The 26,318-nt window shown below is 72.2% G+C and carries 25 protein-coding genes; 6 read left to right on the forward strand and 19 right to left on the reverse strand.

Annotation, left to right across the window (positions count from 1 at the left end; genetic code table 11):
* Positions 1 to 178: 178 nt before the first annotated feature.
* The gene (locus SNR22_RS11420; RefSeq protein WP_320066493.1) at positions 179 to 1,267 is read left to right on the forward strand and encodes a uroporphyrinogen-III synthase; all 1,089 of its coding nucleotides are present in this window, start codon (positions 179 to 181) and stop codon (positions 1,265 to 1,267) included.
* Positions 1,268 to 1,401: 134 nt separating this feature from the next.
* Here the strand turns inward: SNR22_RS11420 and SNR22_RS11425 are convergent, their stop codons facing one another.
* The 4 genes from SNR22_RS11425 to SNR22_RS11440 form a co-directional block, all read right to left on the reverse strand.
* Positions 1,402 to 2,025 carry an ATP/GTP-binding protein gene (locus SNR22_RS11425; RefSeq protein ID WP_320066494.1) on the reverse strand — a complete coding sequence of 208 codons (624 nt, stop codon included), beginning with the start codon at positions 2,023 to 2,025 and terminating at the stop codon, positions 1,402 to 1,404.
* Entirely contained in the window at positions 2,006 to 2,371 is a 366-nt protein-coding gene (locus tag SNR22_RS11430) for a DUF742 domain-containing protein (protein ID WP_320066495.1), read from the reverse strand. Before SNR22_RS11430 ends, SNR22_RS11425 begins: the two co-directional genes overlap by 20 nt.
* Positions 2,372 to 2,439: 68 nt before the next feature.
* Positions 2,440 to 2,847: a roadblock/LC7 domain-containing protein gene (locus tag SNR22_RS11435; RefSeq protein ID WP_320066496.1), complete on the reverse strand. Its 408-nt coding sequence runs from the start codon at positions 2,845 to 2,847 to the stop codon at positions 2,440 to 2,442.
* A complete protein-coding gene (locus SNR22_RS11440; protein WP_320066497.1) occupies positions 2,844 to 5,945 on the reverse strand; it encodes a nitrate- and nitrite sensing domain-containing protein in 3,102 nt (1,033 codons plus the stop codon). Before SNR22_RS11440 ends, SNR22_RS11435 begins: the two co-directional genes overlap by 4 nt.
* A 446-nt stretch (positions 5,946 to 6,391) precedes the next feature.
* On the opposite strand from SNR22_RS11440, the gene SNR22_RS11445 reads away from it, so the two are divergent.
* Positions 6,392 to 7,573, forward strand: coding sequence for an ABC transporter substrate-binding protein (locus tag SNR22_RS11445; RefSeq protein ID WP_320066498.1), 1,182 nt, complete (start codon positions 6,392 to 6,394; stop codon positions 7,571 to 7,573).
* A 102-nt stretch (positions 7,574 to 7,675) separates the two neighbouring features.
* Here the strand turns inward: SNR22_RS11445 and SNR22_RS11450 are convergent, their stop codons facing one another.
* On the reverse strand, positions 7,676 to 8,533 hold the full coding sequence (locus SNR22_RS11450; RefSeq protein ID WP_320066499.1) for an ABC transporter permease: 858 nt from the start codon (positions 8,531 to 8,533) through the stop codon (positions 7,676 to 7,678).
* Between the two features lie 100 nt (positions 8,534 to 8,633).
* Positions 8,634 to 9,659, reverse strand: coding sequence for an ABC transporter substrate-binding protein (locus SNR22_RS11455; RefSeq protein ID WP_320066500.1), 1,026 nt, complete (start codon positions 9,657 to 9,659; stop codon positions 8,634 to 8,636).
* 262 nt (positions 9,660 to 9,921) lie between these two features.
* On the opposite strand from SNR22_RS11455, the gene SNR22_RS11460 reads away from it, so the two are divergent.
* The 3 genes from SNR22_RS11460 to SNR22_RS11470 all read left to right on the forward strand — a co-directional run bounded on the left by SNR22_RS11460 (position 9,922) and on the right by SNR22_RS11470 (position 14,592).
* A complete protein-coding gene (locus SNR22_RS11460; RefSeq protein ID WP_320066501.1) occupies positions 9,922 to 10,758 on the forward strand; it encodes an ABC transporter ATP-binding protein in 837 nt (278 codons plus the stop codon).
* A 2-nt stretch (positions 10,759 to 10,760) separates the two neighbouring features.
* Positions 10,761 to 11,714, forward strand: a complete 954-nt coding sequence (locus SNR22_RS11465; protein ID WP_320066601.1) for an LLM class F420-dependent oxidoreductase — start codon at positions 10,761 to 10,763, stop codon at positions 11,712 to 11,714.
* A 187-nt stretch (positions 11,715 to 11,901) separates the two neighbouring features.
* Entirely contained in the window at positions 11,902 to 14,592 is a 2,691-nt protein-coding gene (locus SNR22_RS11470; protein ID WP_320066502.1) for a hypothetical protein, read from the forward strand.
* Between the two features lie 180 nt (positions 14,593 to 14,772).
* Here SNR22_RS11470 and SNR22_RS11475 read toward each other — a convergent pair whose 3' ends face one another.
* The 3 genes from SNR22_RS11475 to SNR22_RS11485 form a co-directional block, all read right to left on the reverse strand.
* Positions 14,773 to 15,717, reverse strand: coding sequence for an aldo/keto reductase (locus SNR22_RS11475; RefSeq protein ID WP_320066602.1), 945 nt, complete (start codon positions 15,715 to 15,717; stop codon positions 14,773 to 14,775).
* Between the two features lie 225 nt (positions 15,718 to 15,942).
* Positions 15,943 to 17,622 carry an ABC-F family ATP-binding cassette domain-containing protein gene (locus SNR22_RS11480; RefSeq protein WP_320066503.1) on the reverse strand — a complete coding sequence of 560 codons (1,680 nt, stop codon included), beginning with the start codon at positions 17,620 to 17,622 and terminating at the stop codon, positions 15,943 to 15,945.
* Positions 17,623 to 17,664: 42 nt separating this feature from the next.
* On the reverse strand, positions 17,665 to 18,270 hold the full coding sequence (locus tag SNR22_RS11485) for a class I SAM-dependent methyltransferase (protein WP_320066504.1): 606 nt from the start codon (positions 18,268 to 18,270) through the stop codon (positions 17,665 to 17,667).
* A gap of 118 nt (positions 18,271 to 18,388) precedes the next feature.
* Between SNR22_RS11485 and SNR22_RS11490 the strand changes: the two genes are divergently transcribed.
* Complete coding sequence (locus tag SNR22_RS11490) at positions 18,389 to 19,453, forward strand: hypothetical protein (RefSeq protein WP_320066505.1); 1,065 nt, start codon at positions 18,389 to 18,391, stop codon at positions 19,451 to 19,453.
* Positions 19,454 to 19,466: 13 nt separating this feature from the next.
* Here the strand turns inward: SNR22_RS11490 and truA are convergent, their stop codons facing one another.
* From truA to map, 10 genes are all read right to left on the reverse strand, one after another.
* Positions 19,467 to 20,297 carry a tRNA pseudouridine(38-40) synthase TruA gene (gene truA / locus SNR22_RS11495; RefSeq protein WP_320066506.1) on the reverse strand — a complete coding sequence of 277 codons (831 nt, stop codon included), beginning with the start codon at positions 20,295 to 20,297 and terminating at the stop codon, positions 19,467 to 19,469.
* 70 nt (positions 20,298 to 20,367) lie between these two features.
* Positions 20,368 to 20,925: a 50S ribosomal protein L17 gene (gene rplQ, locus SNR22_RS11500; protein ID WP_320066507.1), complete on the reverse strand. Its 558-nt coding sequence runs from the start codon at positions 20,923 to 20,925 to the stop codon at positions 20,368 to 20,370.
* Between the two features lie 34 nt (positions 20,926 to 20,959).
* Positions 20,960 to 21,982: a DNA-directed RNA polymerase subunit alpha gene (locus SNR22_RS11505; RefSeq protein WP_320066508.1), complete on the reverse strand. Its 1,023-nt coding sequence runs from the start codon at positions 21,980 to 21,982 to the stop codon at positions 20,960 to 20,962.
* Between the two features lie 98 nt (positions 21,983 to 22,080).
* Positions 22,081 to 22,707 (reverse strand): 30S ribosomal protein S4, encoded by a 627-nt coding sequence (gene rpsD / locus SNR22_RS11510; protein ID WP_320066509.1) that lies wholly within the window; start codon positions 22,705 to 22,707, stop codon positions 22,081 to 22,083.
* Between the two features lie 14 nt (positions 22,708 to 22,721).
* Positions 22,722 to 23,129 carry a 30S ribosomal protein S11 gene (rpsK, locus tag SNR22_RS11515; RefSeq protein ID WP_007073011.1) on the reverse strand — a complete coding sequence of 136 codons (408 nt, stop codon included), beginning with the start codon at positions 23,127 to 23,129 and terminating at the stop codon, positions 22,722 to 22,724.
* Positions 23,130 to 23,147: 18 nt separating this feature from the next.
* On the reverse strand, positions 23,148 to 23,528 hold the full coding sequence (rpsM, locus tag SNR22_RS11520) for a 30S ribosomal protein S13 (protein WP_117665114.1): 381 nt from the start codon (positions 23,526 to 23,528) through the stop codon (positions 23,148 to 23,150).
* 259 nt (positions 23,529 to 23,787) lie between these two features.
* Entirely contained in the window at positions 23,788 to 23,901 is a 114-nt protein-coding gene (rpmJ, locus tag SNR22_RS11525) for a 50S ribosomal protein L36 (RefSeq protein WP_043965539.1), read from the reverse strand.
* A 97-nt stretch (positions 23,902 to 23,998) separates the two neighbouring features.
* Positions 23,999 to 24,220, reverse strand: coding sequence for a translation initiation factor IF-1 (gene infA / locus SNR22_RS11530; protein WP_320066510.1), 222 nt, complete (start codon positions 24,218 to 24,220; stop codon positions 23,999 to 24,001).
* A gap of 230 nt (positions 24,221 to 24,450) precedes the next feature.
* Positions 24,451 to 25,158 (reverse strand): DUF1707 SHOCT-like domain-containing protein, encoded by a 708-nt coding sequence (locus tag SNR22_RS11535; RefSeq protein WP_413775618.1) that lies wholly within the window; start codon positions 25,156 to 25,158, stop codon positions 24,451 to 24,453.
* A gap of 252 nt (positions 25,159 to 25,410) precedes the next feature.
* Positions 25,411 to 26,262 carry a type I methionyl aminopeptidase gene (gene map / locus SNR22_RS11540; protein ID WP_320066511.1) on the reverse strand — a complete coding sequence of 284 codons (852 nt, stop codon included), beginning with the start codon at positions 26,260 to 26,262 and terminating at the stop codon, positions 25,411 to 25,413.
* Between the last annotated feature and the right edge of the window lie 56 nt (positions 26,263 to 26,318).

Consider the following 26,318-nt stretch of genomic DNA (forward strand, 5'->3'; position numbering starts at 1 on the left):
CAACGGCACGCTTTGCCGACATGACAGACGGTGCACGGCCGGCGACTCGGACGGGGGACCCCGGGCGCACGACCCCCGTACCGGCACCTGCCTGGACCTGCCCGGGGGCGTTGTGCCCCGACACGACGTGCGCTGCCGCGACGGTCTGGCCGGGGTGCGGCTGAGACGGGAGCGGTGAATGCGCGACGAACTGGCCGGCTTCACCATCGGGGTCACCGCGGACCGCCGGCGTGACGAGCTGGCCGCGCTGCTGCAGCGGCGCGGCGCGCGGGTGGTGGTCGCGCCGGCCCTGCGGATCGTGCCGCTGCCCGACGACGCCGACCTGCGCAAGGCGACCCGCGCCTGCCTGGACCGCCCGCCGGACGTGCTGATGGCCAACACCGGCATCGGGATGCGCGGCTGGCTGGAGGCGGCCGAGGGCTGGGGGCTGACCGAGCCGCTGCGCGGGGTGCTGTCGCAGGCGTACGTGGTGGCCCGCAGCCCGAAGGCGCGGGGTGCGGTACGCGCCTTCGGGCTGCGCGACCAGTGGTCGCCGGACTCGGAGAGCTGCGAGGAGGTCGTCGACCACCTGGTCCGGCGTGGGGTGGCCGGGCAGGTCGTCGCGATACAGCTGCACGGCGACCGACAGCCCGCGTACACGGCCGCTTTGGAGCAGGCCGGTGCCACCGTGATCGAGGTGCCGGTCTACCGATGGGCCCCGCCGATCGACCCGGCACCCCTGCACCGGCTGATCGACCTGGTCGCCGGGCGGCTGGTGGACGCGGTCACCTTCACCTCCGCCCCGGCCGCCGAGGCGTTGCTGCGCGCCGCCGGGGACCGCACCGAGACGGTGCTGGAGGCGCTGCGGGGAGACGTGCTGGTCGGTTGCGTCGGCGCGATCACCGCCGAGCCGCTGGTACGACACGGCGTGCCGGTCAGCACACCGCACCGCGCCCGGCTCGGCGCACTGGTCCGGACGATCGTCGACGAGTTGCCCCGGCGCACGGTCAGCGTCAAGGCGGCCGGGCACCTGCTGACCCTGCGCGGACACGCAGCCGTGATCGACGGTGAGCTGCGCCCACTCGCCCCGGCGCCGATGGCGGTGCTGCGGGCGCTGGCCGCGTCACCGGGGCGGGTGTTCTCCCGTGCCGTCCTGTTGCGGATGCTGCCACGCGGCGCGGACGAGCACGCGGTGGAGATGGCGGTGGCCCGGTTGCGGGCCGGGCTGAAGGCCCCCCGGGTGGTGCAGACGGTAGTCAGGCGCGGCTACCGACTCCGGGTGGACTGAGCCGGAAACGGGCACCCCCACTCACGCCGACCACGCGTGGGCGTCCGACGCGCCACCGCCGGCCATCCCCACCCTGGTCATGCGGGAGGCGGCGGCGGCCCTGACGACCGGGGCCACCGCCGATCTCTCGAACGTCAGCCGACCGGTGCGGGGTAGCCCCGCCCGTGCTCGGACTGTAGCCGCAGCATCGCGTGCTCGACGACGGTGACCAGCACCTGCTTCACCGACTCGCGATGCCGGGCGTCGGTCATGATCAAGGGCACATGAGGCGAGATGGCGAGGGCCTCGCGGATCTCCTCCAACTCGTACTGCGGCGCGTTGTCGAACCGGTTGAGCGCCACCACGTACGGCAGGCGGCGGTTCTCGAAGTAGTCCAGCGGCGCGAACGCGTCGGTGATCCGGCGGGTGTCGACGAGCACCGCCGCACCCACCGCGCCCTTGATGATCTCGTCCCACATGAACCAGAACCGGGTCTGGCCGGGCGTGCCGAAGAGATAGAGGATCAGATCCTCGGCCATGGTGATACGGCCGAAGTCCATGGCGACCGTGGTGGTCTGTTTCTCCGGCACCTTTGACGGGTCGTCGATCCCGACGCCGGCCGCGGTCATCACCGCCTCGGTGGTCAGCGGAGTGATCTCCGAGACCGCGCCGACCAGGGTCGTCTTGCCCACGCCGAAGCCACCCGCAACCACGATCTTCGCGGAGGTGATCCCGCGGTTGCGGCGTGACCCGGCCGGGTCATAGCCTGCGAAGTCCACTTAGCACCCTTCCAAGGATTTCCATCCGCTCCTCGTACCCTTCGGGCGGAGCGGCAGTGTGTAGCGTCAGCAGGCCCTCGGCAACCATGTCCGCGACCAGCACCCGGGCGACGCCCAGCGGCATTCGGGTGTACGCGGCGACCTCGGCCAGCGACTGGGCCCGCCCCTCGCAGATCGTGGCGATCCGGTGCTTGTCGTGACCGGCGAACCGGGATTCGGCGACCGCCGTGGGGCTGGCCGTGAGAACCGCCTCCAGCGCGATGTTCTGGCGCGGCTCGGTACGGCCCCGGGTGACCGCGTACGGTCGCACCAGCGCGCCGCGCGGGTCCTCCCGCCGTTGGTCCATCCGCGATCACCTCCTCCGGTCGGCGTCGCCTGTCGACGCCTGATCGTCCGTCCGTGTGGCCGGTCGCGCTATGTGCGTACGGCGTCCCGGGGCAGCGGCACCAGTGCGGCACCCACCCGTTCGACCAGCAGTGCCATCTCGTATCCGACCTGCCCCACATCGCAACTGCGGGCGGCGAGCACCGCCATCGACGAGCCGTCGCTGATCGACATGAGGAACAGGTAACCGCTGTCCATCTCGATGACTGTCTGGAGCACCCCGCCTGCGCTGAACATGCGGGCCGCACCCTCGGTCAGGCTCACCACACCGGATGTGATCGCGGCGAGCTGATCGGCCCGGTCGGCGGGAAGATCCCGCGACGAGGCGAGCAGGAGCCCGTCCGCGGACACCGCCACCACGTGGGCGATGCCCGCCACACTGTCGGCGAAGTTGGTGAGCAGCCAACCCATGTCCTGCATGGCCGCTGGCCTGTTCATCGGCTCGTCTCCTTGGTCAAGGTGCTGTTGGGGTCCGCGCCGGCCGTCCGTCCGCGCTGCACGCCGCGGTGGTAGGCCGACAGCAGGCCGCGTACTTCGTCGGGGGTGCGCCGACTGCGGTCCCGGCCGCTCTTCGGCTCGATTCCACCGGGGACGAGTTGCGCCTGGGGTACCCGCTTGGGCAGGCCGGACCGGGTGGTGCCGGAGACGGCCGGTTCGGCCGCCCGGCTGGCCCGCGACCAGCCCTCGTCGGCGGCGGTCCGCCAGGCCTCCGGGTCGATCGCGGACGGCGCGGTGGCGGCTGCCGGCCCGCCCGGGCCGGCCGGATCCGGGGCCCGAACGGGAGCCGGGGCCGGCTCCGCAGGCGGTGCCACCGGCGGGGTGTACGCCGGCGGCGGGGCCGCCGCGACCGGAGCACCGTCCGCGGGGGTGGCCCCCGGGGTACGGGTCGGCAGCGGAGGCCGGGACGGGGCGGGTGCCTGCCTCCGGGTCTGCGCGTCGTCGAAGTTCGGGCGCTGGAAGATCGCCGTCACGTCGTCGCCGTGCGACCGGAACCAGACCGCCTCCATCTCCCGGAAGATCGGCGCCTCGGCCGGCTGGGCCGGACGGGCGACCACCGGGGTCGCCGGGGCGGAGGCGCCGGGCGCCGTCGCGGCGGCCGGGCCGCCGGGCAGTGCCGGCGGGGCGTGCTCCGTTGTCGGGGTCGGGGTGGCCGGCTGAGCCGCCGCACCCCCCAGCGTCCGCCGGGGCAGCGGGTCGATGGTCGGGAACGCCACGGTCGGGCTGCCGAGCGCGGGCGGGCCGCCGGGTGCGAGCGTCGGCTGCGCCGGGGCGAACATCGGCTGCGCCGGGGCGGGCGGGGGCCCGACGGGCGTCGGCGCGGCGGCCGGAACAGCCGGCTGGGCCACGGTCGGCGGGCCGAAGGGCGCGACATCCCGGTTCTCCCCGGGCACCTGCCAGCGGGCCGGCGTCGGGGCGGAGTTGCGCCACTGGTCGGTCAGCGTGGCCGTGCGGCCGGTGCCGACCGGCTCGCCGAGGCCCATCGGGGTGAGCGGCGTCTGCTCCGCCGGGGCGGACTGACGCGGCGGGGTCAGCGGGGCCGGAGCCGGCTCGCGACCACGCAGCGACGGCAGCACCACGGTCGAGCTGGGCAGCGTCACCTGGGCGACGGTGCCACCCTCCACGTTGCGCCGCAGCTCCACCCGGATTCCGTACCGGGCGGCGAGGCGGCTCACCACGGCCAGACCCATCAGCCGGAACGCGGCCACGTCCACCGTCGAAGGGGCGGCGAGGCGCCGGTTGAGCGAGTCGAGCTGCTCGTCGGTCAGGCCGAGACCCCGGTCCTCGACCTGGATCAGCACGTAGTCGCGGATCCGCCGGCCGTCCGCGACCACCACCGTGTTCGGCGGTGAGAAGCGGGTGGCGTTGTCGAGCAGCTCGGCGACCAGGCGGACGACATCGTTGACGGCGTGCGCGGCGACCGAGATGTCGGTGTCGACGGTGCCGAACTCGATGCGGTTGTACTGCTCGACCTCGGACTGCGAGGCCCGCAGGATGTCGATCAACAGGGCGTCGTCGCGACGCGGCACGGCCGAGTCGGCACCGGCGAGCACCAGCAGGTTCTCGTCGTTGCGGCGCATCCGGGTGGCCAGGTGGTCGAGCTCGAAGAGCTGGGCGAGGCGCTTGGGGTCCTCCTCGCCGCGTTCGATCGCGTCCAGCTCGCCGATCATCCGGTCGACCAGGGTCTGACTGCGGCGGGCCAGGTTGAGGAACATCGCCGAGACGCTGGTCCGCAGCGCGGCCTGCTCGGCGGCGACCCGGACCGCCTCCCGGTGGACGACGTTGAACGCCAGGGCGACCTGGCCCACCTCGTCGCGGTTGGTGAGCTTGATCGGGTCCCGGACCTGCCGGACGATCTCCTCCACGCCGCCGTCGCCGACGCTGCCGATGTTCTGGAGCCGGGCGACGGCGTCCGGCAGGTCGTGGTTGGCCACCGAGAGTGCGCCCTCACGCAGCCGGCGCAGCGAGTGGTTGAGCGACCGGGCCAGCACCACGGCCAGCGTGATGGCGACGATCAGGGTCAGCAGCACCAGCACGACCTCGATGATCGCCTGCTGGATGACGTTCGAGCGGGCCTCGTCGGTCTGGGTGAACAGGCGGTCCTGGAGCCGGATCTCGGCCCACCGCATCAGGTCGTTGACCGCGCCGATGGCGGCGGTGGCGTCGGCTGCGGAGACCAGCGGGGCCTGCCCGACCGACCGGGTCAGGTCGGCCGCCACCCGGTCGGCGAGCGTCACCGCGTCGCCGGAGACCGTGCTGTCGACCAAGGCCTGCTGGGTCGGGTCGGCGGCCAGCGAGAAGGAGAGCAGCGCCTCCTGCTGGCTGGTCAGAGTGGCCACGAACGAGGAGAACTGCTCCTCGTCGAGCCTGCCGGCGGAGAGCGCGGTGAAGGCCACCGCCTCCTCCTCGGCGACCGCCGCCTTGGCGTGGGCGAACGCGGCCACGGCCCGACGGGTGTCCGCCAGGCTTTCCTGGCCGGGGAGCTGGGCCAGCGTGTCGCCGTAGGAAACCAGGTCGGTGAGGATGACCCCGTAGCGCAGTGCGGCCTCGGCCACCGGCATCTGCTGGCGGTCCAGGACCTCCTGCCGGGTGCTGCTCAGCGTCGCCAGGTGGTCGTCAATGACCTTGAGGCGGTCCCGCACCGCGGTCGGGACGTCGCCGGCCCGGTCGCGCTCGGCGTTGTACTCCTCGATCCGGGCGTCCGTGCTGCGCACCCGCAGGTTGTACGAGTCGGCCCGTTGCCCCGGCGAGGCCAGGTAGCCGGCCGCGGCCATCCGTTCCTTGTGCAGGTCCTGCGTCAGCGCGGAGACGTCGATCGACAGCGCGGTCAGCGACCGAAGCTGGGTCGCATCGAGCGCGCCCGCGCCGGTCGAGATCAGCCGGACGGTGGCGAGCGCGATCACCGCCGCCACCGGCACCACCAGGATCAGCGCCAACTTCGAGCGGATCCGGGCGTCGCGCAGGCGGGGCAGCCAGCGACGCCGACTCCGCTCGTCCGACTCGCCACTATCGGGCAGGGTCGTAGGTCCGGTGCTCACGACATCGCCTCCGTCGTTTCTTCCACGCCTGAACCGCCGACCCGTTGCCGGTGCAGCGGACAGCGCCGCGCGCGGCACGGCCGCGATTTCATCAGAGATGATCGTGTTTGGGAAGCCGCGGTGAGGTAGGAAACGGTCGCACGGCACTCATCGCGTGATCCGGTCAACTAATACCTTCATTTTCTCAAGCCCCTGAACAGGGCATGTAACTCCAAGGTGGTCACGCGCTTATGCAAAGTAAGCGTTTACAAACATCAGGTAACTCCAGCATGTGGGACACCGATCCCGAAAGCTTCGGAGCATCCGCGCTTGACCACAGGGCCCGACATTGGCAAGGTTTTGCAGGCTTCGCGCACACCGTACGGCAGACCAATCCCGTTTCTCCACTGAGGACGGAACAAGCGGCGGTGACCGGGCAGCGCCCACGCCGCACCTGGAGGACTGAGTTGATCCCCATCCGCTCCGTGACCATCACGGCGCTCGCCTCGGCCGTCCTGGCCACCACGCTCACCGGTTGCCAGTTCGGCGCAGAGGAGCAGGACACGAGCCCCATCGTGATCGCGGTGGACCTGGAACTGTCCGGCCCGGCGGCGCCAGTCGGCAAGGCATACCAGCGCGCGCTGGATCTGAAAGTCGACCAACTGAACGCCTCGGGCGCCCTGGGCGCCCGGAAAGTCAAACTCAAAGTTAAGGACAATCGCTCGGATGCGAACGAGTCGCTACGCAACGTAAGCGACTTCGGCAATGATTCGCAGGTTAGCGCCATCATCATGGGCGGCTGCGACGCCTGCGCCGTCGGCGCCGTCGGCGCCATCAACGAGAAGAAGGTCCCCACCATCGCGCTCGCCCCGTCCGGCGCCGTCACCACCCCGGTGGCGGACCGACGGTACGTGTTCAAGCTGGCACCGAACGCGGCCGACAGCGCCGCCGCCCTCACCAGCGAGTTGGGCCGCCGCGGCATCCGCAAGGCCGCGGTGCTCAACAGCGAGGACAGCTACGGCCGCGAAGGGCTCGCCGCATTGAAGAGCGAGTTCAAGAAGGCCGGCATCCGGCTGGCCGGCGACCAGGCGATCAAGGCCACCGCCACCGACCTCAACGAGCCGGTCCGCGCCCTGGCCACGCGCGAGACGGACGCGCTGATCGTGTGGACCCCGCCGGAGCAGGCGATGCTGGCCGCCGCCAGCGCCCAGCAGGCCAAGTTCAAGGGTGCGCTCTTCTTCGACGCGACGGCGGCCAACGAGCTCTTCCTCGGCGCGTCCTCCCGGTCGGCCGAGCGGGCCACCCTGATCTTCACCCAGACCATGGTGATCGACGACGTCATCGCCACCACCCCGGCCAAGGCGGCCCGCCGCCAGTGGTTCCAGGACTACACGGCCCGGTTCGGCGGCTATAACGGCTTCTCGTCCTTCGCGGCGGACGCCGTCCAGCTCATCGTCGACGCCGAGCTGCGGGCCGGTGGGAAGACCGCCACGGTGGACCGGGACGGCCTCCGGGACGTCCTGGAGACGTCCCAGCTGGACGGGCTCTCCGGCCCGATCCGGATGACCCCGGACAACCACTCCGGACTGATGCCGCAGGCCCTGACGACCCTGGTCGCCCGGGGCGGTCGCTGGCGGCTCGCCAGCTGACGGATGAGGGGTGTCCGCCGTTGCCGGCTCTGTCAGGCCCGAACCCGGGCCGGCGACGGCGGCCACTCCGGCCGACCGGACGAACCCGGTCGGCCGGAGTGATCACCTGGTCGAGGTGGTCTCCCGGACCCACGGCAGGGCCAGGCGCTCCACGAAGACCAGCGCCGAGTAGAGCAGAATGCTGATCAGCGCCACCAGCATGATGGCTGCCCAGGCGGTGGCGGTGTCGCCGATGCCGGCGTACTGGGTGATCACGTAGCCGAGCCCGCTCTCCCCGGCCTGGAACTCGCCGATCACCGCGCCGATCGCGGCCAGCGGCATGGCGACCTTCAGGCCCACGAAGATCTGCGGCAGCGCTGCCGGGAACCGCACCTTGCGGAACGCCTGCCACCAGGACGCGTTCCACGACCGGACCAACTCGGCGAGATCCGCCGGGGTGGTGGTCAGGCCGGTCGCGGTGGAGAGCACGATCGGGAAGAAGCACAGCAGGAAGACCATGGTCAGGATGGGCTTCTGACCCCAGCCGAGGGCCACCACCAGCAGCGGCCCGAGAGTGATCTTCGGGACCGCGTTGACGGCGACGAGCAGCGGGGTGAACATCCGCTCCACGGTCCGCGAGGCGGCCAGCGAGAGCCCGAGCAGGACCCCTGCCGCGGCGGAGAGCACGAACCCGATCAGGATCTCCAGCAGGGTGGCGCCGGCGTGTTCAAGCATCTTGTCCGGCTTGTCGGTGAACGCCGACAGCACCGAACCGGGGGTGGGCAGCGCGGCGGGATGCACCAGCTCCAGCCGGGCGGTGATCCACCACACCGCGAACGCGACCAGCAGGCCCGCGAGGGGCAGCAGGGCCGTGCTCAGCCCGGCCCGCACGCCGGCGCCGAGGCCGGGACGCCCGGACCTGGGGGCGGGATCGACGGGCCGGGGCGTGACCGCCGACTCCGGTGACCGGAGGTCGGTCATCTTCTCCTCCTCTCCAACCGGCGCGATGGCCGGGGACGGAACGGGGGTACGCCCCGCCGGAAGGCCGGCGGGGCGTACCCCCGAGGACGGTCGAACCTTCTCAGGCCTTCGGCACCAGGCTGAAGTCGATGATCTGGTCGGGGGTGATGTTCAGCTTGAGCGAGCCGGCACCCTGGAGGATCGCAATGCTCTTGGCGACCCGGCCGCTGTCCAGCGTGCCGAGCTGGGTGCCCGAGTTGCTGGACCGGACGTACCCGGCCATGAGCTGGAGCTCGGCGGCGGCAGCAGCGGGGTTGCTGGCGTCAACGTTCTTCTTCAGGATGTCGGCCGACTCCTGCGGGTTGGTCAGGGCGTACTCCAGGCCCTTCATCAGGGCGCCGGAGAACCGCTTGACCATCTCGGGCTTCTCCTTGGCAATCTTGCTGGAGGTGATCAGCACGTTGCCGTAGAGGTCCTGCATCACGTTGCTGTACGGCAGCATGACGGCCTTCTTCTTGGTCACCGACTCGATGGTCGGCTGACCGACGACGAACTGGCCGATGCCGTCGACCTTGCCGCCGGCGAGCGTGCCCATCAGCTCCTGCGCCTGGCCGTTGACCCAGGTCACCTTGCTGGCGTCCACGCCGGCCAGCCGGGCGTACGTCGGGAAGAGGTTGCGGACCACGGAGCCGGGGGTGTCGGCGAGCGTCTTACCCTCCAGGTCCTTCGGGGAGGCGATGTTCTTGCCCTCGACGGTGGCGATGCCCGCCATCGTGCGCTGCTGGATGGCCGCCACGGCGACGAAGTCCTTGGCCTGGCCGTTGCCGAGCTGGAGCAGACCACCGGTGAGGTCGATCGGACCGAAGTCGGCCTGGCCGCCGACGATGGTCTGAATCACCGCGCCGGTGCCCTGGCCGGGCTTGATCTCGACGTCGAAGCCGGCGTCCTTGAAGAACCCCTTCTCCTTCGCCACCCAGGCGTAGGAGTCACGGCCGAAGTTGCCGAAAGAAGTGAGGTACGTCACTTTATCCAGCGCCTTGCCGTCACCGGCCTTGGCGTCGGACGAATCCGAGCCGCTGCAAGCGGACACCAGGGTGAGGGCGGTGGCCAGAGCAGCCGCGGCGACCGTGCGGGTCAGCCTGTTCATGTGCATCATGTCCTTTCCGACCAGGGACGATGTGCCACTGGGCGGGTCGTCGAGAGCGACGGCGTCGACAGAGGGGGGAGCCGACGCCACCGTCGTGGGGGGACTTCTCGCGGGCACAGCATAGGCAAGGGACCTGCCGGTGTAGCCAGGAGTGTCTGTTGCGGAACGGAAACGAACCAAACTCCACCCCGGAGCCCCACCCTCCGAGAACGGCCGGCTACCCTAGCTGCGGTCCTGATGGTCCACTCAGGGAGGGGCGGCGATGATTCGACTGTCCGAGGTGTCCCGTACCTTCGACGGCCGGTCCGGCCGGGTCGAGGCGCTGCGGGGCATCGACCTCGACGTCGCCCAGGGCGAGTTCGTCGCCGTGCTCGGCCGCTCGGGTTGCGGCAAGTCCACCCTGCTGCGGATGATCGCCGGCCTGCTGCCGGTCACCGCCGGGGAGATCACCGTAGCCGGCACGCCGATCACCCGCCCCCGCCGGGACATCGCCATGCTCTTCCAGCGCCCCGCCCTGCTGCCCTGGCGGTCGGTGCTGGACAACGTCCTGCTGCCGGTGGAGATCTTCGGCTGGAAGCGGGCGAAACACCGCGACCGGGCCCGGGAGCTGCTCGAACTGTCCGGGCTGGCCGGTTTCGAGAAGCGGCTGCCGCACGAGCTCTCCGGCGGCATGCAGCAGCGGGTGTCGCTGTGCCGGTCGCTCATCGGCGACCCCCGGGTGATGCTCATGGACGAGCCGTTCTCCGCCCTCGACGCGCTCACCCGTGAGGAACTCTCCGGCGAGCTCCAGCGGGTGCACCTCACCAGCGGAGCCACCATCGTCTTCGTCACCCACTCGATCGACGAGGCGGTGCTGCTCGCCGACCGGGTGGTCGTGCTCAGCCCCCGCCCCGGCCGGATCCGTGCGGTGGTCGAGGTGGACATCCCCCGTCCCCGCACCCTCGGCCGCAACGCCCACCTCGCCGACGTGGCCCGGGTCAGCGCCGAGCTGCACGAGCTGCTGATGGAGCGCGACGCCCCGATCGGATCCGCGCCGTCTCCGGTCGGCCCCGGGTTCCGTCCACAGCAGCCGACACGGGCCGGCGCGGAGGGACGATGACCATTCGGGTGGCCGTCTTCAGCGAGCCGCACCGCGGCGCCAGCTACGACGAGCAGCTGCGCTTCGCCCGGGCGATCGAGGCGGGCGGCTTCGACGGCTTCCTCCGGGCCGACCACTACCAGTCCATGGATGCCGGCCCGGGTCTACCGGGCCCCACCGACGCCTGGCTCACCCTCGCCGCGCTGGCCCGGGAGACCTCCCGGATCCGGCTCGGCACCCTGGTCACCTCGGCCACCTTCCGGCTGCCCGGCCCACTCGCGGTAATGGTCGCCCAGGTCGACCAGATGAGCGGCGGCCGGGTCGATCTGGGCATCGGCGCCGGCTGGTACGAGCGGGAGCACAGCTCGTACGGCATCCCCTTCCCTGCCGTCGGGGAACGCTTCGACCGCCTCGCCGAGCAGCTCGAAGTGATCACCGGGCTGTGGCGCACCCCGGTCGGCGAGACCTACAGCTTCACCGGCGACCACTACCGACTGTCGGACGCGCCCGCCCTGCCCAAGCCGGTGCAACAGCCCGGCCCCCCGGTGATCATCGGCGGACGCGGCCCCAAACGCACCCCCGAGCTGGCCGCCCGGTACGCCGACGAGTTCAACATGCCGTTCAAGAGCGTCGCCGAGACCGCCGCCGCGTACGAGCGGGTGGTCGACGCCTGCGACCGGCACGGCCGTACGCATTCGGGGCGGGCTCCGCTGGTGCTCTCCGCCGGAATCGTGGTGGCGATCGGGCGGACCGACGCCGAGGCGCACCGACGGGCCGCGCCGCTGCATGTCACGAGCGCGCTCCCGCCGGAGGACCCGGTGGTCGGCTCCCCCGCCCAACTCGTCGACCGGATCGGCGAATTCGCCGCGGTCGGAACCACCCGGATACACCTGCGCCTGATCGACCTCACCGACCTGGACCACCTGGACCTCATCGCCGCCGAGGTGCTTCCGCAGCTTCAGGACGACGACCGCTGACGGACGTCACGGAGCCGACCGGTGAGATCCGCTCACCGCGCCCAGGGCGCCGTCCCCACACGCTCACCGGTGTCGGGGATACGACGTACCCGGTCCGACTGGTCGAGCTGACGTAGCCGCAGGCCGGGCGCGTCGCCGCGCCGCGCCAAGGTGGCGATCGGGCGCACCGGGCCGTAACGTGCCCGACATGGCCTTTCGGACGTGGGGCAAACCGCTGCTCACCGCGCTCGGGGTGAGCGTGCTGGCCGGGGCCGGTCAGCTCGGCGTCGCATACGGATTCGGCATCGTCCGGCTCACCGGCGACTTCACCGACGCCACCGTCAACCGGTGGCCGGCCCAACTGGTGTGGGTGGGCTGGTTCGCGGCGTCCGCCGCCGTGGCCGGGGCCGTGGTGACCGATCATCTCGCCCGCGCCGGGGCCGCGGTGACCGATCGTCGCATCCACGCCCACGAGGTGGTGTCCACCACGACGGGGCGGCTCCGGGTGGCCGGCGCGGCGGCGCTGGGCGCGACCGTGGTCGCCCCGTTGTGCATGCAGCCGGCCCGGGCCACCGAGCTCAACGGCGTCGACCCGGTCTGGGCGGTCGGCATCTGCGCGATCCTCGGCGCGGTGGTCGGCGCCGGGGCGGCACTCGCCGTGCTGCTCCGTCCGCCGTTCGGCTGGAACATGGCGATGATGGCCAGCACGATCTGGCTGCTCGCCCTGGTCTCGTCCCTGCCGGCCCTGGTCGGCACCGGCACGCTGCCGACCGTACGGCTGGGGGTTTTCGAACCCGACTGGCTCGGCGTGGACACGGCGCAGCGGCTGGCCACACTGGTGTTGCCGCTGGTGGCCCTGCTCATCGGCGCGGCCTCGGGCGCGCTGGCTCGCCGACGCGGCCACCCGCCGCTGATCGGCGGCGCCTGTGGCGCTGCGGGGCCCGTACTGGTCGCCTTCGCCTACCTGACCGCGGGCCCCGGCAGCTCCGTCGACCGGTACCAGCTCGCACCGTATTACGCCGCCCTGATCGCGGTCGCCACCGGCACGCTCGGATCCACCGCCGCAGCGCTGCTCCGCTGGCCGCTCGTCGCTCGCGGCGGTGCCGCCGACCAGCGGGACGACCCGCCCGGGGTGCCCGGCGAGGACACGGGCGCTGAGACGGTCACGTCGGCGATCGAGCCCACCGACATCCTCCGGCCGTTGGCGACCGCTCCGACCACGACGGTGGCCGGCGCGGCGGGTGGCGACGACCCCGCCGGCCCGAGCGCCGCCACGGCCCGCCGGGTCCCCTCGACCGTCGGCGACCCGCTGCCGCACGACCCCACGGGCATCATTCGCGACCGCGCCGCGGCGGCCACTCCGGCCGAAAGCACCCCGACCGGGAGTACGCCGACCGGGGGCACCCCGGCGCACTGGGAGTGGCCGATCGCGGCCGGTACCGTCGGCAAGGCGGTCCCGCCTTCGCAGGCCACCGCGCCCCGGCCCGCCGACACGGCCGCCCCCGCCACCGCGCCGGCACCGCCGCCGGCCCTGCACGTAGTCAACGACGAGCCTTCCCCGACACACACCACCGTTCACGGCCCGGAGCTGGGGGAAACCGCCTTCCCGACCCCCGACGCCGACCCCGCTACCGAAGGCTCATCCCCGTCCGGGGACGCCTTCGGCCCGGGTGACGGGGGCGCGGCGGGCCTGGTCACGCCGGCGCCCCGGCCCAAGCGGACTCGGAAACCGAAGGGGTCCACCACCCCGGCGACACTGCCAGCGACCGCACCCACCGATGCCGCCGACATCGGTGACCCCGCCCGCGCGACGGGTCCGGATGCCACGGATGCCCGCGTCCCCGGCAGAGGCGCGAGCTTCACCACCGATGCGGGGGGCCCAGACACCGCCGCCGACGCGGCGAGGAGCGCGGAACCGGAAGTCACCGTGAGCCCGGCGGCCACCGGCCCGGGTGCGGCGGAGGCCGCCGCCAGCGGCACGAAAGCCAGCGCCGGCGTGGGGGGTGCGCCGGCAACCGGCGGCACGGCCGGCGGGCCGGCGGATGCGGAAACCCCGGGGAACGGGGGCCGACCCGACGCCCCGGCCGATGCCGAAAGCGCCGCCGCAGCGACCTCCACACCCCACCACCGGCCCCGACCGGCATTCTTCGAGGCACCCTCCATCGACGACGTCACACCGCCCAACCCACCGGCGCCGAGCTGGACGACCAACGCCACCCTCGACTGGTCACCCCCGCCCGTGGCGGACGGCGGGACGGCCCCCGTCGACCCGGCCCCACGCCCCCGGTCCCGGCGGCCCCTTCCCGACCTGGGCGGGGCGGCGAGCTGGGACGCATTCGCCAACTCCACCCGACGTGCCGGCCCCTCGACGACCGACCAGAATCCGGCCGCCCTGCCCGGATCGCCGCCGCCGTCCCTTCCCGCCCTGCCCGGATCTCTGCCGGCCCTCGGCCACCAGCCGGATGGGTCGGAACCCCGGGACCAGGGGGCGAGCAAGTATGCCCCGGCCGACGGCGGGCAGAGCGAGCACCGACAGGTCGACGACGGCCCGAGCGGGTACGGGCCGGGCGACGGCGACCCGAGCGGGTCCGGCCCGAACGACAGCGTGACGGCCACCGACACCCCGGAAACGCCCGGTGACGAGGCGGAAGACCCGGCCGCCAGCCGGTCCCGGCTCCGGCGTGCCCTGTTCCGGCGCAACCGGGCGCGGGCGGCCGACGACACGGACCCGACGTCCGAGCGGGACGACCGCCGGGAGCAGGAGCCGCTGCCGGCCCAGGATGAGGAGTACGTCGACTGGGTCACCGGGCTCGCCCGGCCCGTGCCCGACCAACACGGCGGATCGGATGACACCGGGGATCGCCCGCTGCCCACCTCCGGCCGCCACCACCGGGACTGACACCGGCCGGACCAGGGTCGACCCGGCGTCGCCGACGTAATGGGGTCACCCCCACCCGGATCCCGCCCCGATCCACCGACCGGCCTGCCCCGCCGGGCGCGGCGCCACTGCGCTGCTCGTCGCGGCGCCACTGCCGGCCGTCCGGCGCACGCCGGTGGGCCTCCCTACCCCCTGCGGGCCTCAGAGAAGGGCGTCGAGGGCGGCGAGGTCGGCGTCGGTGGGCTGCCACGTGCCGGCCTCGGCGTTGGCCCGCACCTGCTCCGGCGTGGTGGCACCGGCGATCACCGAGGTCACCGCCGGCCGGGCGGCCAGCCCGCCGATGGCCACCTGGAGCAGGGAGATTCCCCGCTCGGCCGCGTACGCCTCCAGCGCCTCGATGGTGTCCCACCGCGCGGCGGCCAGACGCTCGGTGTACCGGCCACCGCCGGCGAGCCGGCTACCGGCCGGCGGTGCCTCGTCGCGCTTGTACTTACCGGTGAGCAGCCCGTTGGCCAGCGGGAAGAACGGCAGCAGGCCCAGGCCGAACCGCTCGCAGGCGGGGATCACCTCCGCCTCGACGCCCCGCTCCAGCAGCGAGTGATGGTTCTGCGCGCTGATGAACCGGGCCCGACCGTTGAACGAGGCGACCCAGTCGGCGTCGGCGATCTGCCAGCCGGCGAAGTTGGAGTTGCCGAGGTAGCGGACCTTGCCGGCACGGACCAGATCGTCCAGGGCGGCGAGGGTCTCATCGATCGGGGTGCCCGGGTCGGGCTCGTGCATCTGGTACAGGTCGATGTGGTCGGTGCCGAGCCGGCGCAGCGACGCCTCCACAGCCCGGGCGATGTAGCGCCGGGAGCCTCGGGCACCGAGGTCAGGGCCGTTGAGCCCGTTCATGTCCATGCCGAACTTGGTGGCCACGACCACGTCGTCCCGGCGGCCCTTCAGCGTCTGGCCGAGCAGCTCCTCGGAGGCACCCTGCGGCTCGCCGTAGATGTCGGCGGTGTCGAAGAAGTTGATGCCCGCGTCGAGGGCGGCGTCGACCACCGCCCGGGTGCCGTCGATGTCGAGCTTGCGGCCGAAGTTGTTGCAGCCGACGCCGACCACGGACACCACGAGCCCGGAGTCGCCCAACCGGCGGTAGGTCATCTCAGTCACGGATCAACCCTATGCCCACCCCCGCACCTGGGCGGCCATGGGCCGCGGACCGGCACATGCAACCACCGGCCCGGCACTGCACAGGCCAGGCAGGTCACCACCGCAGGCCAGGCAAGGTCAGGCGCCGACACGAGCCGGCCGCGCCGGGGGTTCAGTCGAGCACCTCCGCGACCACCCCGTCCACCGCGCGGATCCGGTCGACCAGTTCGTCGGTGATCATTTGACGTCCCAGACCGGCTCCGGGGTCTCCACGACCTCGCCGTCGCCCCGGAACAGCAGGAACCGGTCGAAGGACCGGGTGAACCAGCGGTCGTGGGTCACCGCGACCACCGTCCCGGAGAATGCGGTGAGCCCCGCCTCAAGCGCCTCCGCGCTGGCCAGGTCCAGGTTGTCAGTGGGCTCGTCGAGCAGCAGCAGCGTCGCCCCGGAGAGTTCCAGCAGCAGCACCAGGAAGCGCGCCTGTTGGCCGCCGGAGAGGGTGCCGAAGCGCTGGTCGCCCTGCCCGGCCAGCTCGTACCGGCTGAGCACCCCCATCGCGGTGTGCCGGTCCATCCCAGCCCGGTGCTCGTCGCCCCGCCACAGGACGTCGACCAGCGTCCTGTCCGTCAGCTCCGGCCGGTCGTGGGTCTGGGAGAAGTGGCCGGGGCGGACCCGCGCGCCGAGCCGGATCATTCCGTCGTGCGCCACCGGGGTCAGCGCGGCGGCGTCGTCGACCGGCCCGTTGGCCGGGTCCGGGTCGGTGCCGCCCCGGGCCAGTAGCCGTAGGAAGTGGGACTTGCCGGTGCCGTTCGCGCCGAGCACCGCGAGCCGGTCGCCGTACCAGATCTCCAGGTCGAAGGGGTAGGTCAGGCCGTCGAGCTCAAGCTGCTCGGCGACCACCGCGCGTTTGGCGGTCCGCCCGCCGGCCAGCCGCATCCGAATGTCCTGGTCCTTCGGGGGTACGGGCGGCGGCCCGGCCTCTTCGAACTTGCGCAGCCGGGTCTGCGCGGCCTGGTACCGCGAGGCCAGCCCGTCGTTGTACGCGGCCTTCTGCTTGTACATCAGCATCAGCTCGCGCAGCTTCTGGTGCTCCTCGTCCCAGCGGCGGCGCAGCTCGTCGAGGCGGGCGTGCCGGGCCTGGCGGGCGGAGTGCCAGCTCTCGAAGCCGCCCGGGTGCACCCAGGCGCCGCCGCCCTCGACGGCGACCACCCGGTCGGCAGTCCGGGCCAGCAGCTCCCGGTCGTGCGAGACGTAGAGCACCGACTTGGGCGACTCCCGCAGCCGGGCCTCCAGCCAGCGCTTGCCGGGCACGTCGAGGAAGTTGTCCGGCTCGTCGAGCAGCAGCACCTCGTCGGCGCCGCGCAGCAGCAGCTCCAGGGCGAAGCGCTTCTGCTGGCCGCCGGAGAGGGTCCGCACCGGACGCTCCCGGGCGGCGTCCCAGGGCAGGTCGAGCACGATGGTCGAGACCGTGTCAAAGAGCACCTCGGCGTCGTACCCGCCGGTCTCGCCCCAGGCGCCGAGCGCGTCCGCGTACGCGAGCTGAGCCTTGCCCGCGGCGGTGCTGTACTTGCCGCGCGTCTCGGCCGCCCGCATGGCCGCCTCGGTGTCGACGAGCCGCCGCCCGGCGTCGCGCAGCCCGGGCGGGGCGAGCGACAGGGCCAGGTCGGCGAGGGTGGAGTCGTCGCCGATCATGCCGATGAACTGGCGCATCACCCCGAGGCCCCCGGAGCGGGAGACCGCGCCGGTACGCACCGGCAGGTCGCCGGCGACCTGCCGCAGCAGCGTCGTCTTGCCCGCGCCGTTCGGCCCGACCAGGGCGACCTTGGCACCCTCACCGACCCGGAACGACACCTCGGTGAAGAGTTCCCGACCGTCGGGCAGGATGTGCCCGACCCCCGCCACGTCCACGTATCCCACGCAGGCATCCTGCCGGAACGGGCGGGCCGGGCGACAGCCGATTTACCGGGTGACCCTCAGCACCCGGAAGCCCTTCTGGCTGGCGTGCCGCCGCACCTGCCACCCCTGCTCGCCCAGCCAGCGGTGCAGCGAGTCGCCCCCGAGGTGCCGGGCGACCACCAGCCAGGCCACCCCGTCCGGGGCGAGTCGGGGCAGCCAGCGCAGCAGCAGCTCGTGCAGGCCCTCCTTGCCTATCCGGATGGGCGGGTTGGACCAGAGCTGGGCGAAGGCCACCTCTGCCGGGACGTCGTCGGGGGCGACGACCCGGACCCGGTCGGCGGCACCGACGCGCTCCGCGTTGGCGGCGGTGAGCGCGCGGGCCCGCTCGTTGACGTCAACCGCCCAGACGGTGGCTGTCGGTGCGCTGCCGGCCAGCACGCAGGTGATCGGGCCGAAGCCGCAGCCGAGGTCGAGCAGGGGGCCGGCGATGTCGGGGGTGGGCAGGTCCGCTTTGCGCAGCAGCACCGCCGTTCCCTGGTCCAGGCGGTCGGCGGAGAAGACCCCACCGGCCGAGGTGAGGGTGTAGTCGCGCCCGGCGACGGTGAACTCGACCTCGCGGGGGCGGGCCTCGGTTCCGGGCGCGGCGGTGAAGTAGTGGTCGCCGGTCACGCCCGGCATTCTCGCACCGACGGGCGGGCGGCCGGTGGCCCGGTGGCGGATGCGACACCCGCGCCGCGTTTTACCGTTATTACCCCCTAAAAGGGGAATAGGCCCTAACCTGGGCTTCATGGCGTATGGGGACGAGTCCGATGAGGACACATTTGAGGGACACCAGCGGCCCGGATCGGCGCTGTCGCCGCTCGGCGCGGCCCTGCCCGCCCGCAGCCCCTCCCCGTCCCGCTTCCCCACGCCGTCCCTGCCCCGGCCCGCCCGGGCAGCGCTGCCCGCCCCCGCCCCGCCCCCGCCGAGGGTGGCCCCGCCCGCGGCCCCGCCCCGGTTCTCCCCGCCGCAGGCCCGGGCGCACGCGACCACCCAGCCGCTGAACCTGCCCCGATCCCGGCGCGCCCGAGGCAGCGGCGGGAGCCGCGGTCGGAGCCGCGGCCGGCTCTGGCAGGTGCTGTTGGGCGGCGCCGCGGTCCTGGTGCTGCTCACCCTCGTCGGGCTGGGCGGCGCCGCCCTGCTGGCCGACCGGAGCTCACAGCCGCAGGCGGCCCCCAGTCCGCCGGCCGCCGCCCCGTCGCCGTCACGAACCGAACGGCAGGACATCGACACCCGGGACACCGACCCGGCACCGCTGACGGCCAGGGAGGTCTTCCCCGGCAAAACGCTGAAGATCGGCGACGGTGACGATGAGCGGTACCCGGTGCTCAAGACCCAGTCGAGCGTGAGCTGCGCGGTCGCCGCCACCGGCAAGGTGGCCGACCTGCTCGCCAGCCTCGGCTGCAACCAGGTGGTCCGGGCCACCCTGCGCTCCCCCGACGAGGACCACCTGCTCACCGCCGGACTGTTCAACCTGACCGACCTGGCCACCGCGCAGCGCGTCCGGGACCGCCTCCGGGAACTGCTCGACCAGCGGCAGGGTCGGTTCCGGGGCATGCCGGCCGGGGACGACACCGAGGCACTCACCGACGCGCCGTCGCGGGTCGGCTGGCAGGTACGCGGCCACTACCTCGTGTACTGCCTGGTGGTCCGGGCCGACGGCGAGCCGATCAAGGCCGGCGACCCGAAGGTCCGCGATGTTCTCCTCGATGTGATCGAGCTGCACCTGGACAAGAAGGTGCTGGAGCGCCGAGCGACCGGCGGCTCGGCCGACCAGCCGACGTCCGAGCCCAGCCCCACCAGGACCGGCTGACCGCCCCCGACAGTCAGTCCCCGGTGGGAACGCGCAACCGGCGGGTCAGGTCGGCACGGCGGGCGTACTCGGCGGGGTCCACCGGGTAGCCGACGGCGATCAGGGTGAGCCCGTGCGCCGGGGCCACCGTCACCTCGCTGGACCGTTCCCGCCGGGTCAGCAGGCCACCCGGCCAGTCCACCGGGCGCCGGCCGTCCCCGGTCACCAGCATCGCGCCCACGAGGCTGCGCACCATCGCCTGGCAGAACGCATCGGCCTGGACGGTGGCGACCAGGACCCCGTCGGGGTCGCGCCGCCAGTCCAGCCGGGTCACCTCCCGCAGCGTGGTGGCGTTCTCCTTGCGCCGGCAGTACGCGGCGAAGTCACGCTCCCCCACCAGCCCCTTCGCGGCGGCGTTGAGCAGGTCCAGGTCCAGCCGCTTCGGCCAGGCCAGGACCTCGTGCCGGCGCAGCGGCTCGGCGCCGAACGGGGCATCGGTCACCCGGTACTCGTAGCGGCGGAAGGTCGCCGAGAACCGGGCGTCGAAGCCGGTTGGCACCTCGGTCATCGCCCGTACCCGCACGTCGGTGGGGAGCAGCCGGGCCAACCGACGCAGCAGCGTGCCCTCCCGGTCACGCCAGACGACGGTGGGCAGGTCGAGGTGGCAGACCTGGCCGGTGGCGTGCACCCCGGCATCGGTCCGCCCGGCCACGGTCAGCCCAGTCGCCACACCGGCCCCCAGGACCAGGTCCAGGTTCTGCACGAGCACGCCGGCCACGGTCCGCCGGGTCGGCTGGGCCGCCCAGCCCGAGAATCCGGTGCCGTCGTACGAGACGTCCAGCCGCAGCCGAATCCGCTCGTCCACCTCGTACCTCCTCCTGACGGGGTCGGGCCCGGCACCCCCGAAGGGATGCCGGGCCCGGCGATGCCTGAGATCAGGCCTTGGGCTCGGAAGCCTCGTCGCTGTCCTCGCGGGCGGTGTCGGTGTCACCGGACGCCGACACCGGCGGCTCGGCGTCCTGGTCGCCGGACTTCGCCTGCGGGGTCTCCTCCGCGGGGGCGAGCGCCTCGACCTTGTCCTGCTGCGCGGCCTTGCGACCGGCGGTCTTCCGGTTCGCCTTCGGCTCCGCGACCTGGAGCTCCTCGACCAGCTCGATGATCGCCATCGGAGCGTTGTCGCCCTTGCGCGGGCCGGTCTTCACGATCCGGGTATAGCCACCTGGGCGGTTGGCGTACCGGGGCGCGATCTGGTCGAACAGGGAGTAGACCACGTCCTTGTCCTTGACGACGCCCAGCACCCGCCGCCGCGCGGCGAGGTCGCCCCGCTTGGCCTTGGTGATGAGCTGCTCGGCCAGCGGACGCAACCGCCGGGCCTTCGTCTCGGTGGTCTTGATCTTGCCGTGCTGGAACAGCGCGGTGGCCAGATTGGCCAGCATCAGCCGCTCGTGCGCGGGGCTGCCGCCGAGGCGGGGGCCCTTGGTGGGCGTGGGCATGCTTGGTGCTCCTCAGGTGTGGCGGCAGCGCGGACTAGAGCTGCTCGGTCTCGCGGTAGTCGTCGGTGTCGTAGTCGGCCTCGCCGAAGGCGTCCACAACGTTCGCCGGGTCGAAGTTCGGAGCCGAGTCCTTCAGCCCGAGACCCATCCCGGCGAGCTTCATCTTGACCTCGTCGATCGACTTCTGACCGAAATTCCGGATGTCGAGGAGGTCGGCCTCGGTGCGCCCGATGAGCTCACCAACGGAGTTGATGCCCTCGCGCTTGAGGCAGTTGTAGGAGCGGACGGTGAGGTCCAGCTCCTCGATCGGCAGAGCCAGGTCCGCCGCCAGCTGAGCGTCCTGCGGGGACGGCCCGATGTCGATGCCCTCGGCGGTCTCGTCCAGCTCCCGGGCCAGCCCGAAGAGCTCCACCAGCGTCGAACCGGCGGAGGCCAGCGCGGTGCGCGGGCCCATCGACGGCTTGGTCTCGACGTCGATGATCAGCCGGTCGAAGTCGGTCCGCTGCTCGACCCGGGTCGCCTCGACGCGGTACGTCACCTTCAGCACCGGCGAGTAGATCGAGTCGACCGGGATCCGGCCGATCTCGGCGCCGGCCTGCTTGTTCTGCGCCGCGGTCACGTAGCCGCGACCCCGCTCGACGGTCAGCTCCATGTCGAGCCGGCCCTTGCCGTTGAGGGTGGCGAGCTTCAGGTCCGGGTTGTGCACCGAGACGCCGGCCGGGGGCTGGATATCACCCGCAGTCACGTCGCCCGGGCCCTGCTTGCGCAGGTACATGCTGACCGGCTCGTCGTGCTCGGAGCTGACGCACAGCTCCTTGATGTTCATGACGAGCTCGACCACGTCCTCCTTGACACCGGGGATCGTGGTGAACTCGTGCAACACGCCGTCGATCTTGATGGAGGTGATCGCCGCGCCCGGGATCGACGACAGCAGCGTGCGCCGAAGCGAGTTGCCCAGGGTGTAGCCGAAGCCCGGCTCCAGCGGCTCGATGGTGAACCGGGAACGGGTATCGTTGATCGACTCTTCGGACAGAGACGGTCGCTGGCTGATGAGCATGTCTTCTCTTCTCTTCCGGGACGCCCGCTATTTGACGTCCGCGACACAAACTGTTCCGGTGGCCCGCCCCGTAGGGCGGACCACCGCAACGAGCCCGACTACTTGGAGTAGAGCTCGACGATCAGCTGTTCCTGGACCTGGGTGTCGATCACCTGACGGGCCGGGAGCGAGTGCACGAGAACCTTCATCTGGCTCGGGATCGCCTCCAGCCATGCCGGGACCGACTTCGAGCCGGCCTGAGCCTGCGCCACGATGAACGGGGTGAGCTCCTTGCTCTTGCCCCGCACCTCGATGATGTCGTGCTCCTTGACCCGGTACGACGGGATGTCGACCTTCTTGCCGTTCACCGTGAAGTGACCGTGCTTGACCAGCTGACGGGCCATGTCCCGGGAGTGGGCGAAGCCCGCCCGGTAGACCACGTTGTCCAGCCGCGACTCGAGGATCTGCAGGAGGACCTCACCGGTCTTGGCCTGCTTGCCAACGGCTTCCTCGTAGTAACCGCGGAACTGCTTCTCCAGCACGCCGTACACGCGGCGGGCCTTCTGCTTCTCACGGAGCTGGAGCAGGTACTCCGTCTCCTTCGTGCGACCGCGGCCGTGCTGCCCGGGCGGGAACGGCCGGGACTCGAACGGGCACTTCGGTCCATCGCACTTGCTGCCCTTGAGGAACAGCTTCATCTTCTCCCGCCGGCAACGGCGGCAGTCAGCACCGGTATAACGAGCCATCTCTCTCTAACCTCTCAGACCCGGCGACGCTTCGGCGGACGGCACCCGTTGTGCGGCTGCGGCGTGACGTCGGAGATCTGACCGACCTCCAGCCCGACGGCCTGCAGCGAACGGATGGCGGTCTCCCGGCCGGAGCCGGGGCCCTTGACGAACACGTCGACCTTGCGCATGCCGTGCTCCATCGCCCGACGCGCCGCGGCCTCGGCGGCCAGCTGCGCGGCGAACGGGGTCGACTTGCGGGAGCCCTTGAAGCCCACCTGGCCCGCGGAGGCCCAGGAGATGACCGCACCGGTCGGGTCCGTGATGGACACGATGGTGTTGTTGAAGGTGCTCTTGATGTGCGCCTGCCCGTGGGCGACGTTCTTGCGTTCCTTGCGCCGGACCTTCTTGACGGCGGCTCCGGCACGAGCCTTCGGTGGCATAAGTCTGTGCGCTCCTAGTTACTTCTTGCCGGGCTTCTTCTTGCCCGCGACGGTCCGCTTCGGGCCCTTGCGGGTCCGCGCGTTGGTCCGGGTCCGCTGGCCACGCACTGGCAGGCCCCGGCGATGCCGGATACCCGCGTAGCAGCCAATCTCGACCTTGCGGCGGATGTCAGCGGCGACCTCGCGGCGCAGGTCGCCTTCAACCTTGTAGTTGCCCTCGATGTGGTTGCGGAGCTGGACCAGCTCCTCGTCCGTGAGGTCCCGAGCGCGCTTGTCCGGCGAGATGCCGGTGGCAGCGAGCGTCTCCAGGGCGCGGGTACGACCGACCCCGAAGATGTAAGTGAGCGCGATCTCCATCCGCTTTTCGCGGGGAAGATCCACGCCGGCTAGACGTGCCATGTGCGGGCGTACTCCTTGTGGTGTGCTGCGGAGGTCTGAACCCGCCCCACCCCGCTCCGGTCGCCGGCCCGGCGCCGAGGCGCCGGGAGGAACGACCGCTGCCCGAGCGGGCCCCGGCCTCCGACCGGGGGTCAACCACGCAGGGGTACGCGCTACGCGCACCGCTCGCGGGCTGGAACGAGCTTGATGATGTGTTGAGCTGGACCTGCGGCCCGGGCTGGTTCGGCCGGCCGTGAAAATCACGGTCGGTCGGACTGGTTCAGCCCTGGCGCTGCTTGTGGCGCGGGTCGCTACAGATGACCATGACCCGGCCGTGCCGACGGATCACCCGGCACTTGTTGCAGATCCTCTTGACGCTCGGCTTGACCTTCACGGTTGCCTTACTTCCCATCTGGCCCGGAGGCGCGACAACGCGCGACGCCGGACGTCGAAGACGGACACGGGGACTTACCCGGCCGCCGTCAGGTCGCTTACTTGTAGCGGTAGACGATGCGCCCGCGAGTCAGGTCGTACGGCGAAAGTTCGACGACGACCCGGTCCTCCGGCAGGATACGGATGTAGTGCTGCCGCATCTTGCCACTGATGTGAGCCAGCACCTTGTGACCGTTCGCGAGCTCCACCCGGAACATAGCGTTCGGCAGGGGCTCGACGACCCGACCCTCGATCTCGATGGCTCCGTCTTTTTTCGGCATGTCCTCCGCTGTCCTGACGTCGGTTACTCCGGACGGCCCACAACGTCTTACACGGGCCCACCGATCAAGATCAGAGTGCCCGCGCCAGCCGCGGCTCCGACTCCCACCGAAGCGCAGGATGGGCATGCCGGAGTGGACGCTGTGCGCCGATCAGCAAGTCTACGCTCGCCTACGGGTTGCCGCCAACCCGGGTACGAATCGGTGCGTCGAACCGGACCGATCCGGCCATGCTACGCCGCGGCGTCGGCCCCGCCCCGTCGACGTTCCGGCCCGTCGGCCGACAGCTCCCCCGTCCGCCCCCGACGCCCCTGGCCGGCCGAGGGCTCCCGGTCCGGGCGGTGCTCCTCCCCCGCCGGCGACTCCTCCTCCTGGCCGGGGCTCCCCTCCCCGGGCGGCAGCTCGAGTCGCTGGCGTTCCTCGGCGGCGGCAGCCAGCTTCCGCGCCCGCTTGCGGGCCCGCTTCGCGAGCCGCCGCTCCTGCTCCGCCGTCCACCGCCGCGGCTCCCCGGAGGTGAGGCCGCTGACCGTGCGCACCAGGAGCATGGCCCCCCACGGCCCGGCCACCCAGACGGGCCAGAAGTAGAGCAGATCGGTGGCGAGAATCGAGGTCGCCGCCCAGACGGTCACCACGATCGCGACCGCCCGCAGGTACGGAAGCCAGACCTCGGCCAGCCACCGGGCGGTCACCGACGACCGGGAACTTTCCACCGCCGCCGAGGCCGCCGCCGGGACGAGTTCCGACGCTGCCGGGGCGGCCGGCGCCGGCAGATCGGCCACCAGCGCGTCCAGCTCGCCGTACGTACGCGCCGTGTACGCCCGCTGCAACCGCTCGTCGTACTCGTGCAGATCGAGCCGGCCCTCGTCGACGGCGCTCCGCAGCCGGTCCGCCACTGTCTGCCGGTCCTCGTCGGCGGCCCGCATTACGTCGCGTCCCTCCATGCCCGCAAGCATGGCACCGTCCCACCACCACCGGCTCCTCGCACCGAGCCGGAGCCGGAGCCGAGCGGGAACCGACGACTACCCGCACTCGTCGCTCCAGAGCGGGCCTACGGCGGGCCGGAGCCATCCGCCGGTTGTCCGGGGGCCTCCGAGGCATCGGGAGGCCGCAACCCGGGCCTCAGGCGGGGCGGTGGGAGCCGCGAACGGGCCGCAGGACCGGATGCGGGCGGCCGGCGCGACGCGGCGGAGGGCTCAGCGGGTCGGCGAGTCCGCGGGCTGACGGGAGGTGACCAACTCGCCGAGTTTGGCCCGGCCGCCGTCCGGCGCGGTCAGCACCCAGACGCCGTCCGGGAGCAACGCCATCGTGTGCTCGACGTGCACCGCCATCGAGCGGTCCCGGGTCACCACGGTCCAGCCGTCGGCCAGCTCGACCGTCCGCGGCGAGCCCATCGTGATCATCGGCTCGATCGCCAGCGCCATGCCCGGCACCAGGCGCGGGCCCTTGCCGGGCCGACCGTGGTTGAGCACGTGCGGGTCCTGGTGCATCTCCGTGCCGATGCCGTGCCCGCCGTACCCGTCGACGATGCCGTACCGGCCACCCTTGCGCACGGCGGTCTCCACCGCGTGCGAGATGTCCGTGAGCCGGCCCTTGCCGCTGGCCGCACCGCGCGCCGCGGCGGTGATCCCGGCCCACATCGAGGCCTCGGCCACCTCCGCCATCCGCAGCAGCGCCGGGGCGACCTCCCCCACACCGACCGTGATCGCAGCGTCGCCGTGCCAGCCGTTCAGCACCGCCCCGCAGTCGATCGAGATCAGATCGCCCTCACGGAGCACCTGACCGGGCGACGGTATGGCGTGCACCACCTGCTCGTTGACCGAGGAGCAGATCGAGGCCGGAAAGCCGTGGTAGCCCTTGAACGAGGGGGCCGCCCCGGCCGCGCGGATCGTCGACTCGGCGATCGCGTCCAGCTCGGCGGTGCTCACCCCGGGGGCGACCGCCTCCCGCATCCGACGCAGCGCCTCGGCGACCACCAGCCCGGCGGCGCGCATCAACTCGATCTGGTCGGGGGTCTTCAGCTGGATGTCCAGCTGGGGACGACGCATGGAGCGGTACCTTTCGTCGCGCGGAACAGCGGGGTACGTGGGACGTACCCCGCTGT

It is taken from the genome of Micromonospora sp. RTGN7, from assembly GCF_033804645.1.
Taxonomy (GTDB): Bacteria; Actinomycetota; Actinomycetes; order Mycobacteriales; family Micromonosporaceae; genus Micromonospora.

Coding starts and splice junctions, on each gene's coding strand:
- SNR22_RS11420 (WP_320066493.1), top strand. CDS start 179: ATGCGCGACGAACTGGCCGGCTTCACCATCGGGGTCACCGCGGACCGC.
- rpsK (WP_007073011.1), bottom strand. CDS start 23,129: ATGCCACCGAAGGCTCGTGCCGGAGCCGCCGTCAAGAAGGTCCGGCGC.
- infA (WP_320066510.1), bottom strand. CDS start 24,220: ATGCCGAAAAAAGACGGAGCCATCGAGATCGAGGGTCGGGTCGTCGAG.
- SNR22_RS11475 (WP_320066602.1), bottom strand. CDS start 15,717: ATGACCTACCGCCGGTTGGGCGACTCCGGGCTCGTGGTGTCCGTGGTC.
- SNR22_RS11505 (WP_320066508.1), bottom strand. CDS start 21,982: ATGCTCATCAGCCAGCGACCGTCTCTGTCCGAAGAGTCGATCAACGAT.
- SNR22_RS11460 (WP_320066501.1), top strand. CDS start 9,922: ATGATTCGACTGTCCGAGGTGTCCCGTACCTTCGACGGCCGGTCCGGC.
- SNR22_RS11490 (WP_320066505.1), top strand. CDS start 18,389: ATGGCGTATGGGGACGAGTCCGATGAGGACACATTTGAGGGACACCAG.
- SNR22_RS11450 (WP_320066499.1), bottom strand. CDS start 8,533: ATGACCGACCTCCGGTCACCGGAGTCGGCGGTCACGCCCCGGCCCGTC.
- map (WP_320066511.1), bottom strand. CDS start 26,262: ATGCGTCGTCCCCAGCTGGACATCCAGCTGAAGACCCCCGACCAGATC.
- SNR22_RS11455 (WP_320066500.1), bottom strand. CDS start 9,659: ATGAACAGGCTGACCCGCACGGTCGCCGCGGCTGCTCTGGCCACCGCC.
- rpsM (WP_117665114.1), bottom strand. CDS start 23,528: ATGGCACGTCTAGCCGGCGTGGATCTTCCCCGCGAAAAGCGGATGGAG.
- SNR22_RS11470 (WP_320066502.1), top strand. CDS start 11,902: ATGGCCTTTCGGACGTGGGGCAAACCGCTGCTCACCGCGCTCGGGGTG.
- rpsD (WP_320066509.1), bottom strand. CDS start 22,707: ATGGCTCGTTATACCGGTGCTGACTGCCGCCGTTGCCGGCGGGAGAAG.
- rplQ (WP_320066507.1), bottom strand. CDS start 20,925: ATGCCCACGCCCACCAAGGGCCCCCGCCTCGGCGGCAGCCCCGCGCAC.
- SNR22_RS11435 (WP_320066496.1), bottom strand. CDS start 2,847: ATGAACAGGCCAGCGGCCATGCAGGACATGGGTTGGCTGCTCACCAAC.
- SNR22_RS11430 (WP_320066495.1), bottom strand. CDS start 2,371: ATGGACCAACGGCGGGAGGACCCGCGCGGCGCGCTGGTGCGACCGTAC.
- SNR22_RS11535 (WP_413775618.1), bottom strand. CDS start 25,158: ATGGAGGGACGCGACGTAATGCGGGCCGCCGACGAGGACCGGCAGACA.